General features: G+C 72.0%; 11 protein-coding genes. 9 read left to right on the plus strand and 2 right to left on the minus strand.

Annotation, left to right across the window (positions count from 1 at the left end; translation table 11 throughout):
- Window positions 1-398: 398 nt before the first annotated feature.
- The 8 genes from ABD999_RS11320 to ABD999_RS11355 are packed head-to-tail and all read left to right on the plus strand — an operon-like array spanning window position 399 to window position 11,469.
- A complete protein-coding gene (locus tag ABD999_RS11320; RefSeq protein ID WP_271278819.1) occupies window positions 399-1,295 on the plus strand; it encodes a DUF1702 family protein in 897 nt (298 codons plus the stop codon).
- Complete coding sequence (locus tag ABD999_RS11325; RefSeq protein ID WP_271278818.1) at window positions 1,295-3,199, plus strand: CRTAC1 family protein; 1,905 nt, start codon at window positions 1,295-1,297, stop codon at window positions 3,197-3,199. The genes ABD999_RS11320 and ABD999_RS11325 overlap by 1 nt, the downstream gene beginning before the upstream one ends.
- Window positions 3,196-4,116 carry an RnfABCDGE type electron transport complex subunit D gene (locus ABD999_RS11330; RefSeq protein ID WP_148030985.1) on the plus strand — a complete coding sequence of 307 codons (921 nt, stop codon included), beginning with the start codon at window positions 3,196-3,198 and terminating at the stop codon, window positions 4,114-4,116. The genes ABD999_RS11325 and ABD999_RS11330 overlap by 4 nt, the downstream gene beginning before the upstream one ends.
- A 5-nt stretch (window positions 4,117-4,121) precedes the next feature.
- Window positions 4,122-9,329, plus strand: coding sequence for a type I polyketide synthase (locus ABD999_RS11335; RefSeq protein ID WP_271278817.1), 5,208 nt, complete (start codon window positions 4,122-4,124; stop codon window positions 9,327-9,329).
- Window positions 9,326-9,766 (plus strand): acyl-CoA thioesterase, encoded by a 441-nt coding sequence (locus ABD999_RS11340; protein WP_148030983.1) that lies wholly within the window; start codon window positions 9,326-9,328, stop codon window positions 9,764-9,766. Before ABD999_RS11335 ends, ABD999_RS11340 begins: the two co-directional genes overlap by 4 nt.
- 12 nt (window positions 9,767-9,778) lie before the next feature.
- Window positions 9,779-10,390 carry an NADPH-dependent F420 reductase gene (locus ABD999_RS11345; RefSeq protein ID WP_271278816.1) on the plus strand — a complete coding sequence of 204 codons (612 nt, stop codon included), beginning with the start codon at window positions 9,779-9,781 and terminating at the stop codon, window positions 10,388-10,390.
- Window positions 10,391-10,435: 45 nt separating this feature from the next.
- Window positions 10,436-10,978, plus strand: a complete 543-nt coding sequence (locus tag ABD999_RS11350) for a hypothetical protein (protein WP_148030981.1) — start codon at window positions 10,436-10,438, stop codon at window positions 10,976-10,978.
- Window positions 10,975-11,469: a hypothetical protein gene (locus tag ABD999_RS11355; protein ID WP_271278815.1), complete on the plus strand. Its 495-nt coding sequence runs from the start codon at window positions 10,975-10,977 to the stop codon at window positions 11,467-11,469. Before ABD999_RS11350 ends, ABD999_RS11355 begins: the two co-directional genes overlap by 4 nt.
- Here the strand turns inward: ABD999_RS11355 and ABD999_RS11360 are convergent.
- Window positions 11,425-12,447, minus strand: a complete 1,023-nt coding sequence (locus ABD999_RS11360; protein ID WP_271278814.1) for an LLM class flavin-dependent oxidoreductase — start codon at window positions 12,445-12,447, stop codon at window positions 11,425-11,427. The genes ABD999_RS11355 and ABD999_RS11360 overlap by 45 nt on opposite strands.
- A gap of 50 nt (window positions 12,448-12,497) precedes the next feature.
- The gene (locus ABD999_RS11365; RefSeq protein WP_271278813.1) at window positions 12,498-12,626 is read right to left on the minus strand and encodes a hypothetical protein; all 129 of its coding nucleotides are present in this window, start codon (window positions 12,624-12,626) and stop codon (window positions 12,498-12,500) included.
- Here ABD999_RS11365 and ABD999_RS11370 point away from each other — a divergent pair.
- On the plus strand, window positions 12,625-13,341 hold the full coding sequence (locus ABD999_RS11370) for a helix-turn-helix transcriptional regulator (RefSeq protein ID WP_271278812.1): 717 nt from the start codon (window positions 12,625-12,627) through the stop codon (window positions 13,339-13,341). The two genes, ABD999_RS11365 and ABD999_RS11370, sit on opposite strands and share 2 nt — an antisense overlap.
- The last annotated feature ends 40 nt before the right edge of the window (window positions 13,342-13,381 follow it).

A 13,381-nucleotide genomic window follows, 5' to 3' on the forward strand; every position in this document is an offset into this window, starting at 1 on the left:
GAAGACACCCTCACCATCAGTGACACAGCTTGAACAGGATGTGCCTCTGTCTCATCAGTGACAATCGCCGAGCCCTTTCGTCGTGCGGCTCTGAACCTGGAGACAGTTGAGCCACTTCGCCCTACTCGGAAACGTGGGCAATTGACTATGACTGGTCGCATTACGGACAGCCGATTATCAAAGTCAACTACGCTCCTATCCGCCGGACCTGGCGCCCGACATGCCAGGTCATCTACCGACATCAGCATTTATAGTTCAAGATTCACATGCCAACCGTACGTGAATTCATGAATCTTCAATTGTCTGGATTTTGGCGTATCTGCCGACCCTTGACCCTTCGCTTGAAAATTGCTTAGTGTCTCCCCCGGAAGGTCATCCAGATCAGACGGGGGACAGCCATGGCGCTCACCCGGCTATTTCGCCTGCCCGAACGCAGACTGACGGGGTTCGTACCAAACTCCAGCCCGGCGAAAAGGCAACTCCTGGAGATTGTCGCCGCCTTTGGAGAAGGGTATAACCGGGCGCTCGACAAAGTTCCCGATGTCACCGATTTACCGCGTCATCTGCACGGATTCGCGATCGAGGGCGCGGCCATGAGCTGCACTCTGCTGGACACGATCACTTTCAGGGGAAACCGCCTGCGCGCCCTCATGGAGAACACCGGAGGCCGGTACACCCACCTGATCCATGTCGGCGCCGGTTGGGCTCTGGCACGCCTGCGCCGCACCCGGTGGCCGGGCCTGGGCGACGAGATGCTCCGCTGGCTGGCCTGGGACGGCTGGGGGTTTCACCAGGCGTACTTCATGCCCCGCAAGGTCTTCCACAACCACTGGATCGAGGTGGGGGCGCGCGGCGCCACCCGCCCGATCAGAGACCAGGGAACGGGCCGTGCCCTATGGTTCTACACCGGCTCCGACCCCGAGCTGATCGCCCGGCTCATCGGCACGTATCCGCCGCACCGCAGGAGCGATCTGTGGGCGGGCATCGGCCTGGCCGCCGCCTACACCGGCGTGTCCGGCGGGACGGACGACCTGCTCGCCGTCGGCGCGGGCCACCGGGAGCATCTGGCCCAGGGCGCCGCCTTCGCGGCCAAGGCGCACGTGCTCAGCGGGCACGTCCCGCCCGGGTCGGCGAAAGCCGTCGAGACGCTGACCGGGGTCACACCCGACGTGGCCGCCGGGTGGACGGATCAGGCTCTCGCCCGGACACCCCGGCCCGGCTCCCCCGCGGACTACGAACTCTGGCGCGCCGGGATCCGGAAGACCTTCCACCAACACACCGAGGGTGTCCTGTGATGATCAATTGGTCGGCCCACGCGGTCAAGATCGGCGCCTTCCTCACGATGCTCGCCACAGGCTGGGCTGCCGCGCTGCCCGGCGACCTCCCCGCCGAGGTGGAGCGGGCCGCCGCCGCGTTCTCCTTCGCCCGGCAGCCGCTCAACGCCGCCGACGGCGGTCGCGGCGTGCGCGAGGTCGCCCCCGCCTACCAGGACATCCGGCACTGGATCTCCTCGGTCGGGGCCGCGGTCGCGCTCTCCGACCTGGACGGCAACTCCCGCTCCGACGACGTGTGCCTGGTCGATCCGAGAACCGACACCGTCACGCTCCAGCCGGCTCCCCAGACGCAGGACCGGTATCCGCCGATCTCCCTGGTCCCTTCGGGCCTGCCCTACGACCCGACGATGGCGCCGATGGGCTGCGTGCCCGCGGACTACGACGACGACGGGGCCACCGACGTCCTGGTCTACTACTGGGGCCGCTCCCCCGTGCTGTTCCTGCGCGGCGACGGGCCGCTCACCGGCCCGGCCGCGTTCACCCCGCGGGAACTGGTCCAGCCCTTCCAGGTGTGGAACACCAACGCCCTGTCGCTGGCCGACGTGGACGGCGACGGCCGCACGGACCTGATCGTCGGCAACTACTTCCCCGACGGCGCGCGCGTCCTGGACCCGGCCGCCCGCTCCGGGCCCGAGCTGCGGATGCAGGCGTCCATGTCGAACGCCACCAACGGCGGCTCGAACCGTGTCCTGCTGTCGCGCGGCGGCGGGACGTACGCCGAGGCCGCCGGCGCCTTCGAGCAGGAGGTGGCGGACGGCTGGACCCTGGCGATCGGCGCCCAGGACCTCGACGGCGACGGGCTGCCGGAGCTCTACATCGCCAACGACTTCGCCCCCGACCACCTGCTGCGCAACCGGTCCCGTCCCGGCGAGGTCTCCTTCGAGGTCACGCGAGGACCCCGCCACGTCACCACCCCGAAGTCCAAGGTCCTGGGCCAGGACTCCTTCAAGGGCATGGGCGTCGCCTTCGCGGACCTGAACGGCGACGAGTTCTCCGACATCCTGGTCAGCAACATCACCCAGGAGTACGGCCTGCTGGAGAGCAACTTCGCGTGGGTCAGCGGCCGGGGACGCGTCTTCGACGACGCAGGCACCGCCTTCTACACCGACGAGAGCGAGGCGCTCGGGCTGTCGCGCAGCGGCTGGGGCTGGGACATCAAGGCCGGCGACTTCGACGGCGACGGCGTCAACGAGATCCTCCAGGCCACCGGATTCCTGCGCGGCACGGTCAACCGCTGGGCGGACCTGCAGGAACTCGCCATGACCAACGACGACCTCCTGGCGAACCCCGCCATGTGGCCCGACTTCCATCCGGACGCCGACATCTCCGGGGACAACGCCAACCCCTTCTTCGTCCGCCTCCCCGGCGGGCGCTACGCCGACGTCAGCCAGGCCGTCGGCGTGGCGGATCCGGGCGCGTCGCGCGGCATCGCCACGGCGGACGTCGACCATGACGGCCGGCTGGACTTCGCCGTCGCCAACCAATGGCGGCAGAGCCACTTCTATCGCAACACCGGACCGGGACGCCCGCCCTTCCTGGGACTTCAGCTGATGCGCCCGGCGGGCGGCTGCTCCAGCAACGCCGAAGCCCTCTCCCCCGCCATCGGCGCGACCGTCCGGCTGGCTTCGGGCGCCCAGGGCACACGCACCGGCCAGGTCTACCCCGCGAACGGACACGCCGGCGTCGCCGCCGCGGAGCTGATGTTCGCGCTCCGCGCGGGCACCACGTCCGTGCCGGTCGAGGTGACCTGGCGCGACACCTGCGGCCGGACCCGCACCGCCGCCGTCGACCTGGCGCCCGGCTGGCATCGCCTCCGCCTCGGCGACGACCGCTCGATCACCCCTGTCACGGAGGGAACACCATGACCTCTGCCCAGCGCGATCCGAGAACGGCGGCGCTTCGCAGATTCGCCCTGTCCATCACCGTGTTCAACCTCCTCGGGCACCTCTGGCTCGGCTTCGAGCAGGCGTACATCACCCCGATCGTGGCCGTGGCGTTCGCCTACGCCCTCGACCTCGCGCTGGAGACCGCGGAGGCGAGCGCCGAGAAGCGGACGCCCAAGTACCGGAAAGAAGGCCTGCTGGACTTCCTCCTGCCCGCCCACATCTCCGGCCTGGCCTGCGCCATGCTGCTGTACGCCAACGACCGGCTCTGGCCGGTGCTGTTCGCCGTGGCCGTCGCCATCGGCGGCAAGTACATCGTCCGGGTGCGCGTCGCCGGGAAGAAGCGGCACATACTCAACCCGTCGAACGCCGGCATCGCGATCACCCTGCTGGTGTTCCCCTGGGTCGGCATCGCGCCGCCATACCACTTCACCGAGTGGGTCAGCGGTCCGATCGACTGGATCATCCCCGCCTTCATCCTCGTCGCCGGGACCATGCTCAACGCCAAGCTCACGGGGAAGATGCCGCTCATCCTGGGCTGGGCCGGGGCGTTCCTCGCCCAGGCCGTGATCCGCACGTGGGTCGACGGCACCGCGACGACGAGCGCGCTGGTGGTCATGACGGGCGTCGCCTTCATCCTGTTCACCAACTACATGATCACCGATCCCGGGACGACACCGGTCAAGCCGCGTAACCAGGTCGTCTTCGGAGCGTCCACGGCGGTCGTCTACGGCCTGCTCGTGCACTTCCACATCGTGTACGGCCTGTTCTTCGCGCTGGTCATCGTGTGCGTCGCCCGGGGCGTGCTGCTCGCGGCGCTGTCCGCCCGCGAGGCGCGCCTCCAGCAGAGCGCCGTGCCGGTCCCCGCCACCTCGGTGGCCGTCCCCAGTTCCAGGTGACCGCCATGACAGACGTCGCCATCGTCGGCATGGGCTGCCGCTATCCCGACGCGACCGGCCCGGACCGCCTGTGGGAGCTGGTCATGGCCCGCAGGCGGGCGTTCCGGCCCATCCCCGCGACCCGGCTGAACCTCGCCGACTACGACACCGGCGACCCCGACTCGACCTATGTCCGGTACGCGGCGCTCCTGGAGGGCTGGTCGTTCGACCGGGCCCGGCACCGCATCCCGGGAACCACCTACCGTGTCACCGATCCGGCGCACTGGCTGGCCCTGGACGTGGCCGCCGACACCCTCGCGGCGGCGGGCTTCGCCGACGCCTCCGGACTCGACCGCGACAGGGTCGGCGTGGTCCTGGGCAACACGCTGACCGGCGAGTTCACCAGGGCAACCGCCATGCGGCTGCGATGGCCGTACGTGCGCCGCGTCCTGCAAGAGGCCATGGCCGGCGAGGACCTCGGCGAGTCCGTCCGCGACCAGCTCGTCAAGCGGGCCGAGGAGCTGTTCAAGGCGCCGTTCCCCGAGCCCACGGACGAGAGCCTCGCCGGAGCGCTGTCCAACACCATCGCCGGGCGCGTCTGCAATCACTTCGACCTGCACGGCGGGGGTTTCACCGTGGACGGCGCGTGCGCCTCGTCGCTGCTCGCGGTGATCCACGCCTGCGTGGCCCTGACCACCGGGGATCTGGACTTCGCCCTCGCCGGAGGCGTGGACCTGAGCCTCGACCCGTTCGAGCTGGTCGGGTTCGCCAGGACCGGGGCCCTCGCCCGTACGGACATGCGGGTCTACGACGCCTCTCCCACCGGCTTCTGGCCGGGCGAGGGGTGCGGCATGGTCGCGCTGATGCGCGCCGAGGACGCGCTGGCGCTGGGGCGGCGGCCGCTCGCCCTGATCCGCGGATGGGGGGTGTCCTCCGACGGGCGCGGCGGGATCAGCAGGCCCGAACCCGGCGGGCAGCTGCTCGCCCTGCGGCGCGCCTACGAACGCGCCGGGTTCGGCGCGGACACGGTCGGCTACTTCGAGGGGCACGGCACCGGGACGGCGGTCGGCGACCACGCCGAGCTCCAGGCCATGCGGGCCGTGCGCGGACAGGGCCGCCGCCCGGCTTTCGTCGGGTCGATCAAGGCCAACATCGGGCACACCAAGGCGGCGGCCGGCGTGGCCGGACTGATCAAGGCGACGCTGGCCGTGCACCATCAGATCGTCCCGCCGACCACCGGTTCGCACACGCCGCACGAACTCCTCGGGGACGGGCTCACCGTCGCGGAGGGGCCCGTCCCCTGGCCCTCGGCCCCCGTACGGGCAGCGGTCAGCGCGATGGGGTTCGGCGGCATCAACACCCATCTGGTGGTGGAAAGGGCGGGATCGGCCCGTCGAACCCGGTTGTCCGCCGTACAGGAGCGGATGGCGCGCACACCGACGGACACGGAGGTCTTCGCCGTGACGGCGGACAGCACCGCCGCGCTCACCGGGAAGCTCCGGCACGTCGCCCGGCTGGCGGAGACCCTGTCCTTCTCCGAACTCACCGACCTGGCCGCCCGGCTGGCCGGCGAGCCGCAGGGGAGCCACCGGGTCGCCTTCACGGCCCACCATCCTGGCCAGCTCGCCCGCCGGGCCGAGCGGGCCGCCGCCCTGGCGGGCCGCGCCGCCGCCGAGTCCGGCGTCTTCAGCGGGGTGGGCCCGCCCGGGAAGGTCGGCCTGCTGTTCACCGGCCAAGGCGGACCGGCCCGCGGCGACGCCGGCGCCCTGGGCAGGCTGTACGACGGGGCGCGGGCGTACTTCACCGGGGAAGAAGGCATCGACACGGCGATCGTGCAACCGGCCGTCTTCCGGGCCTCCATGGCCGCGCTGCGGTGGCTGGACAGCCTCGGGGTGGCCGCCGTCGCCGCGCTCGGCCACAGCGTCGGCGAGATAGCGGCGCTGACCTGGTCCGGGGCCATCGACGAGGAAGCCGCGCTGGAACTGGTGACCGAGCGCGGCCGGATCATGGGCGAGGTGGGCGCGCCAGGCACCGGCATGGCCTCCGTCTCCGCCCCCGCGAGCCGGGCCGCCGCCCTGATCGAAGGGCTGGACCTGGTCGTCGCGGCCGACAACGGCGCCTCCACGGTCGTCGCCGGGCCGTGGACCGAGGTCGAGACCCTGGTGCGGCGGGCCGGCGCGGACGGCGTCACGGCGACGCGACTGGAGGTGAGCCACGCCTTCCACTCCCCCGCCGTGCGGCAGGCCGTCGCGCCGTTCACCATCTGCCTGGACAAGGCGCCGTTCACCGTGCCGGTGGGACCGGTCTACTCGACGGTCACCGGCACGGAGCTGAGCGCGGGCACCGATCTGCGCCGGCACCTGGCCGCCCAGATCACCGATCCGGTGCGGTTCCGTGAGGCGCTGGATCTGCTCGCCGCCGAGTGCGACCTGCTGGTCGAAGCCGGTCCTGGACATTCGCTGGCGACCCTGGCCACCGCCCACCTCGGCGGCTCGCCTCCGGCCGTCTCCGTTGACGCCGGCGCGGCCGGCGCGCGGGGCCCGCTGGAGACCGCCGCCGCCCTGTTCGCGGCAGGCGCGACCGACTCGTTGCGCACCCTGTTCGACCAGCGCTTCCACCGGCCCTTCGAGCTGGACCGGGAGCCCGTGTTCCTGACGAATCCCTGCGAGACGGCGCCGGAGCCCGCCCCGTCCGCCGCGCCGGAACGGCCGCGGCCGGAAGGCGGCGGCGTGGCCGAGATCGTGCGCGAGCTGGTCGGGGCCGCCCTGGAGCTGGAGCCTGACGCGATCGCGGACGACGACCACCTCCTGGCCGACCTGCACATGAACTCTCTGCAGGTCGTCCAGCTCGCCGCCGAGTCGGCGTCGGCTTGCGGGAAGGCGCTGCCGCCGGTCCTGCCCTCGATCGCCGAGGCCACGGTCGGTGACCTGATCGCCGCCGTCGAGGCGTTCCCCCGGGCCGAGGAGCACACGCTGGACCTGCCCGACTGGTTCCGCCTGTTCACCGAGCACCAGGAGCCCGTCCAGCCGCCCGAGCCGGAAGGCGCGCTGCGCGCGCATGTCCCCGCCGTGCCCACGGACGCCGACCTGGCCGCCTTGGTCGCCACGGCGCGCCGGGCGATCGCCGGTGGGCTGCCCCTCGTCGTCACCGACGAGGCCGACTGCGCCTCCGGGTTCGTCGCCGCCCTGCGCCAGGAGCATCCGGACGCCGACGTCCATTGGCTCGGCGTGGACCGCGCGGGCCGGACCTACGAGGTCCGGCACTCGCCCATGGCCCGCCCGCGCAGCGATCCACCGCTGCGGCGGGACGACGTGGTCGTCATCACCGGCGGAGGCAAGGGGATCGGGCTGGAAGCCGGGCTCACCCTCGCGAAGGCGTACGGGGTCCGGCTGGCGCTGATCGGCCGGTCGGATCCCGGCACGGACCCCGAACTGGCCGGCGGCCTGGAGAGGCTGCGGGCCGCCGGGGTGGTGGCCGCCTACCGCAGGGCGGACGTCACCGACGCCGCCGCTGTCACGCGGGCCATGGCGGAGCTGTCCGAGCTCGGCCCGATCGCCGGGGTGGTGCACGCCAGCGGGATCAACCGGCCCGCCCTCTTCGGCGAGCTCACGGACGAGGACTTCGCCGAGCACGCCCGTACGAAATGTGCCGGTCTGGAGAACGTGCTCGCCGCCGTCGATCTCGGCGGGCTGCGGCTCCTCCTCGCGTACGGGTCCGTGATCGGGCGGTTCGGGCTGGCCGGCGAGACGCACTACGCCCTGGCTAACGGACGGCTCCAGGCCATGGTGCGCGCCCTCGCGCCCCGGCTGCCCGACGGCTGCGTCAGCGCGACGCTGGCCTGGACCGTGTGGTCCGGGGCGGGGATGGCCGAACGGCTCGGCGTGGTCGACCACCTCGCCGGCGCCGGGATCGGCACCCTGCCCGCGGAACGGGGCGCCGAGCTGCTGCTGGACGCCATAGCGGCAGGTCCGGCCGGGGAGACCGTCGTCATCAGCGGCCGGCTTCCCCAGCTCGACCGCGCGCAGGTCACCCCGCCGCGGCATCCGCTCCTGCACCGCCTGCTCAGGTTCGTCCCGGGGGTCGAGCTGGCGGCCGAATGCGAGCTGGACGCGTCGCGCGCGTTCCTGGCGGACCACCAGCTCCACGGGGTGCGGCTGCTGCCCGCCGTCTGCGCCCTGGAGGCCATGGCCCAGGCCGCGGAGATGCTCGGCACTCCGGCTCGCACGATCACGGACGCCCGGTTCGAACGACCGGTCATCGTGCCCGCCGACGGGACGCGGACCATCCGGATCCACGCCCTGCGCCACCCCGACGGCAGCGTGGCGGTCACCGTCCGCAGCGCGGAGACCGACTTCTCCGCCGACCACTTCGCCGGGCGGGTCGTCCCCGGGCCGGCCGATCCCCCGGACGTCGAGGTCCCCGCCGGTGACCCGCCCGGCCACGAACCGGCCGAGCTGTACGGATCGCTGTTCTTCCACGGGCCGGCGTTCCGGCGCCTGACCCGTTTCGAGTCCCTCTTCCCCACCGGCTGCCGGGCGCTGCTGTCCGGGGCCGGCGAGGACCTGGGGCTGGGCGAGCCGGTCCTGGGGGACGCCGCCCTGCACGACGCGGCCATCCACGTCCTGCAGGCGTGCGTGCCCCACCGGCGCCTCCTGCCGGTCGCGTGCGATCGCTTCCAGGTGCACGACGGCGCCCGGTCCGCCGACGTGGTCGTCGAGGCGGTCGAACGGGAGCACCAGGGCGTCGACTACACCTACGACGTCCTGGCCCGGTCCGTGGACGGGCGTCCCCTGTTCAGCTGGTCGGGGTTGCGGCTGCGCGACACCGGGCCGCTGCGCCTGGACGCCGTCCCGCCGCTGCTGACCGGCCCGTACCTCGAACGCGTGGTGGGGGACCTGTGCCCGGGGGCGGCCGCCGTGACCCAGGAGTGGGTGGAGCTGGACGGCCCGCCGCTCCCGCTGGGTCCCGAGTGGACGGATCAGGCCGAGCAGCTGGCGCGCCTGACCGGCGAGTCCCGCACCTCTCTGAACTCGCGGCTGAGTGCGGTGCTCAAGTGTCTGCCCGAAGCCGGCCAGGCCAGGTCGCTCCAGGTCGAGGCCGCGTACGAGCACGGCTGGATCAAACTCAGCGGCCCCTCCGGGTCGGCCGTCCTGTCCGGCCTGCTCACCCTGAACGATTCCGGCGGCCCGCCACGACCCATGGTCGTCGCCGTGCTCACCCAGGAGAGGCGATGAATCCTTTCTACGAACACCGCCAGGTGGTGACCTTCGCGGACACCAACGTGGTCGGGAACGTGTACTTCACCCATTACTTCGAGTGGCAGGGCCGCTGCCGGGAACGGTTCCTCGCCGACCAGGCGCCGGAGGTCCTCCAGGAGCTCACCCGCGACCTCGCCCTGGTGACGGCCGACTGCGCGTGCGAGTTCTTCGCCGAGCTGTACGCGCTCGACGAGGTGTCGATCCGCATGTCGCTGGGCGGCATCGAGGCCAACCGGGTGACCATGGAGTTCCACTACTACCGGCTGGGCGCCGGTCCGGCTCTGCTCGTCGCCCGGGGACGGCAGACGATCGCGTGCATGCGCCGCGGCTCCGGCGGCGCCCTCCACCCGACGGAGATCCCCGGCCCGCTCAGGCGGGCGCTCGACCCTTACCGTCCCGTCCCGGCAGCCTAGGAGGACCGCCCCGTGGATCCGCGGATCGGCATCATCGGGTGCGGGCGGATGGGCACGGCCCTGGCCCGGCTCATCGACCTGCACCGGATACCGCTGCTGCTGGCCAACCGGACGCCCGGACGGGCCGCCGCGCTCGCCGCCGAGCTGTCGTGCGCGCGGGCCGTGCCGCCGCAGGAGGCCGCCGCCGAGTCCGATCTGACCATCCTGGCCACGCCCATCGACGCCACCTGCCGTGACGTGGCGCCCCAGCTGCGGCGGACGCGGTCCGTCATCGTCGACGTGTCCAACCCGTGCTTCGGTGAGCCGGCCGCGCCGCCCTACGCCTCGGCGGCGCAGCGGATCGCCGCGGCGCTGCCCGGTTGCGCCGTGGTGAAGGCGTTCAACTGCCTGTCGGCACGATGGATCAGCGCCTACATCCGCGCGCCCGGCCTGGTCACGATCCCCATCGCGGGCGACGACCCCGATGCCAAGCTGCTCGTCACCCGGTTCTGCAAGCAGCTGGGATTCGACATCGCCGACGCCGGGCCCCTGGCCAACAGCCGGTGCATCGAAAGCCTGACCGAGCTGCTGCTGTGCCTCGACGCCGACTCGATCGGCGTGAAGCTCGTGCCGGCCCTCCCCTGACCGCGGCCGCGCCGTCCCCCCACGAAACCGATCCCAGGAGTCGTCATGTCCGCTCCCGCCATCAGCCGTTCGACGCTCAACGAGCGACACCACAAGACGGCTCTCGGTGTCTTCCTCGTGATCGTCCTCGCGCACTGGGCGGAACACGTCGTCCAGGCGATCCAGATCTACGCGCTGGGCTGGCCGGTCCCCGAGGCGCGCGGACTGCTCGGGCTGCCGTTCCCCTGGCTCGTCACCTCGGAATGGATGCACTACGGCTACGCCCTGGTCATGCTCGTGGGGCTGATCCTGCTGCGCCCGGGCTTCACGGGCCGTTCCAGGACCTGGTGGACCGTCGCGCTGGCCATCCAGTTCTGGCATCACATCGAGCACCTGCTCCTGCTGATCCAGGCGCTGTCGGGGACGTACCTGGCCGGGCGGGCCGCGCCCACCAGCGTCATCCAGCTCGTGATCCCCCGCGTCGAGCTGCATCTGTTCTACAACGCCGTGGTCTTCGCGCCGATGGTGGTGGCCATGGTGCTGCACCGGCGTCCGCGCCTGGAAGAACGCGCCGTCATGCGGTGCGACTGCGCGCTCCAGCCCGCATGAGGTTCCGCCCCTCCCCGCCGATGGCCGTCGTCCTGCTGCTGGTCGCCGCGCTCGCGCTGTCCTGGACGCTGCCCGGGATCGGCCCGGCGCTACGGCTCGCCACCGGCCACGGCCTGCGGGGCACCTTCACCGCGCAGCGCCTGGACTGCCTGCGCCATCCCGGGCACGAGAGCTGCGCCTGGACCGGCGCGTTCCGCTCCCGCGACGGCCTCGTCCAGCGCACGGAGGTCACCCTCGCGGGCAGCGACCGGGGCACCCATCGAGCGGGCCAGCGGGTCGAGGCGGTCGACGTGGGGCTGACCAACCGCGTCTACGGTCCGGGCGGCTCCGCCGAATGGGTCTTCACCGTACTGCTGGCCCTGGCCGAGCTGGCGCTCCTGGCCTTCGCCCTCATGGCGATCGCCGGAGCGATCCGGCGCGGTGATCGGACCGCCCGGGCGTCGCGGTCAGCGCCAGCCGAGTGCGGGGGCGACGTGGGTCAGGACCGATGAGAGCAGGTGGGCGTTGTAGTCCACGCCGAGCTGGCTGGGCACCGTCAGCAGGAGCGTGTCGGCCGCGGCTATCGCCTCGTCGGCGGCCAGCTCCTTGACGAGCACGTCGGGCTCGGCGGCGTACGTGCGCCCGAAGACGGCCCTGGTGGTGGCGTCGATGAAGCCGACCTGGTCGGAGCTGGTGCGCTCGTGACCGAAGTACGCGCGGTCGGTCTCGTTGACGATCGGCATGATCGAGCGGCTCACCGACACCCGCGGCTCGCCCTCGTGGCCGGCCTCCTTCCACGCCTCCCGGTAGGCCGCGATCTGCTCGGCCTGCTGCACGTGGAACGGCTTGCCGTTCTCGTCGTCCTTGAGCGTGGAGCTCATCAGGTGCATGCCGAGCCCGGCGGCCCACTTCGCGGTGGTGTTCGAGCCGGAACCCCACCAGACGCGCTGGCGCAGCCCTTCCGAGTGCGGTTCGAGGCGGAGCAGTCCGGGCGGGTTGGGAAACATCGGCCGCGGGTTCGGCTGGGCGAACCCCTCGCCCTCCAGCACCTTGAGGAAGACCTCCGCGTGCCTGCGCGCCATGTCCGCCTCGGTCTCGCCCTCGGCCGGCTCGTAGCCGAAGTAGCGCCAGCCGTCGATCACCTGCTCGGGTGATCCGCGGCTGATGCCGAGCTGGAGCCGCCCGCCCGCGATGAGGTCGGCAGCGCCGGCGTCCTCTGCCATGTAGAGGGCGTTCTCGTACCGCATGTCGATGACGCCCGTGCCGATCTCGATCCGGCTGGTCCGCGCGCCGACGGCCGCCAGCAGCGGGAACGGGCTCGCGAGCTGCCGGGCGAAGTGGTGGACGCGGAAGTAGGCGCCGTCGGCCCCGAGCTCCTCGGCGGCGACCGCGAGCTCGATCGACTGCAGCAGGGTGTCGGACGCGCTGCGCGCCTTGGAGTACGGCGAGGACGACCAGTGCCCGAAGCTCAGAAACCCGATCTTCTTCATACGCACTTCAACATTCCGCACGTCAAGGAGATTCCATCACCGCCCGGCGGTCAGTCGCCGTATTTCTTCACAGCCTCGTAGGACGCGTAGTAGCCCCGGCTGAACGTGGAGTCGTACCACCAGGCCCGCCCGTCGGCGCCGAACGCCATCAGCTGGGTGTACATCTGACGCTTCGGCATGAGCAGCATCGCCGTCCGGACGACGCTGTCGCGCTACGCCTCGGCCCTGGACCGGCTGACCGGCGGCTGGTCGGGCAGCTCGCTCATCGCCGCCTACCTCTCGGCCCCCGACCAGGTCGAGGCCGCGGTGCGCTGCGCCCAGCCGGAGAGGGCCCGCGCGACGTTCCACCGCTTCTACGCCTGGGCCGCCCAGACCGGCCGGCCCACCCCCGAAGCGCTCGCCCACCGCTGCCGGGCGCTCCTCATGCCTCCCGGCTCCCCGGACGACGACCGCCAGGCCTGCTTCGAAGCCGCCCTGCGCGCTCATCACCGCGACCCGCAACCGTACGAACAGGCCAGGACCGAACTCGTCTACGGCCAGTGGCTGCGCCGCACCCGCCGCAAGCGCGCGGCGCGCGAGTTGCTGGAAGCCTCCCGCGAACGTTTCGACCAGCTCGGGGCCCGTCCTTGGGCCCGCCGCGCCGCCGCCGAGCTCCGCGCCACCGGCGACCCGCGTCACGGCCGCGCGGCCGGGCACGTCCCCCGGAACCTGCTCACGGCGCAGGAACGTCAGATCGCCAGGCTCGCCTCGCGCGGCGTCCGCAACCGCGACATCGCCGCCCAGCTCTTCCTCAGCCCCCGCACGGTCGGCAACCACCTGTACAACGTCTTCCGCAAGCTCGGCATCACCTCCCGCCGCGACCTCGGCACCGCTCTCGGCCTCGACACGCCCTGACAGGCGTCGAACACGCCGGCGCCCTCGCCGCGCAGGCCAG

The sequence above is a fragment of the Nonomuraea ferruginea genome (assembly GCF_039540635.1).
Lineage (GTDB): Bacteria > Actinomycetota > Actinomycetes > Streptosporangiales > Streptosporangiaceae > Nonomuraea > Nonomuraea ferruginea.

Bases quoted from the DNA above. Each gene is read 5' to 3' on its own strand.
- ABD999_RS11320 (WP_271278819.1), top strand. From the start codon at position 399: ATGGCGCTCACCCGGCTATTTCGCCTGCCCGAACGCAGACTGACGGGG.
- ABD999_RS11325 (WP_271278818.1), top strand. From the start codon at position 1,295: ATGATCAATTGGTCGGCCCACGCGGTCAAGATCGGCGCCTTCCTCACG.
- ABD999_RS11330 (WP_148030985.1), top strand. From the start codon at position 3,196: ATGACCTCTGCCCAGCGCGATCCGAGAACGGCGGCGCTTCGCAGATTC.
- ABD999_RS11335 (WP_271278817.1), top strand. From the start codon at position 4,122: ATGACAGACGTCGCCATCGTCGGCATGGGCTGCCGCTATCCCGACGCG.
- ABD999_RS11340 (WP_148030983.1), top strand. From the start codon at position 9,326: ATGAATCCTTTCTACGAACACCGCCAGGTGGTGACCTTCGCGGACACC.
- ABD999_RS11350 (WP_148030981.1), top strand. From the start codon at position 10,436: ATGTCCGCTCCCGCCATCAGCCGTTCGACGCTCAACGAGCGACACCAC.
- ABD999_RS11355 (WP_271278815.1), top strand. From the start codon at position 10,975: ATGAGGTTCCGCCCCTCCCCGCCGATGGCCGTCGTCCTGCTGCTGGTC.
- ABD999_RS11360 (WP_271278814.1), bottom strand. From the start codon at position 12,447: ATGAAGAAGATCGGGTTTCTGAGCTTCGGGCACTGGTCGTCCTCGCCG.
- ABD999_RS11370 (WP_271278812.1), top strand. From the start codon at position 12,625: ATGAGCAGCATCGCCGTCCGGACGACGCTGTCGCGCTACGCCTCGGCC.
- ABD999_RS11365 (WP_271278813.1), bottom strand. From the start codon at position 12,626: ATGCCGAAGCGTCAGATGTACACCCAGCTGATGGCGTTCGGCGCCGAC.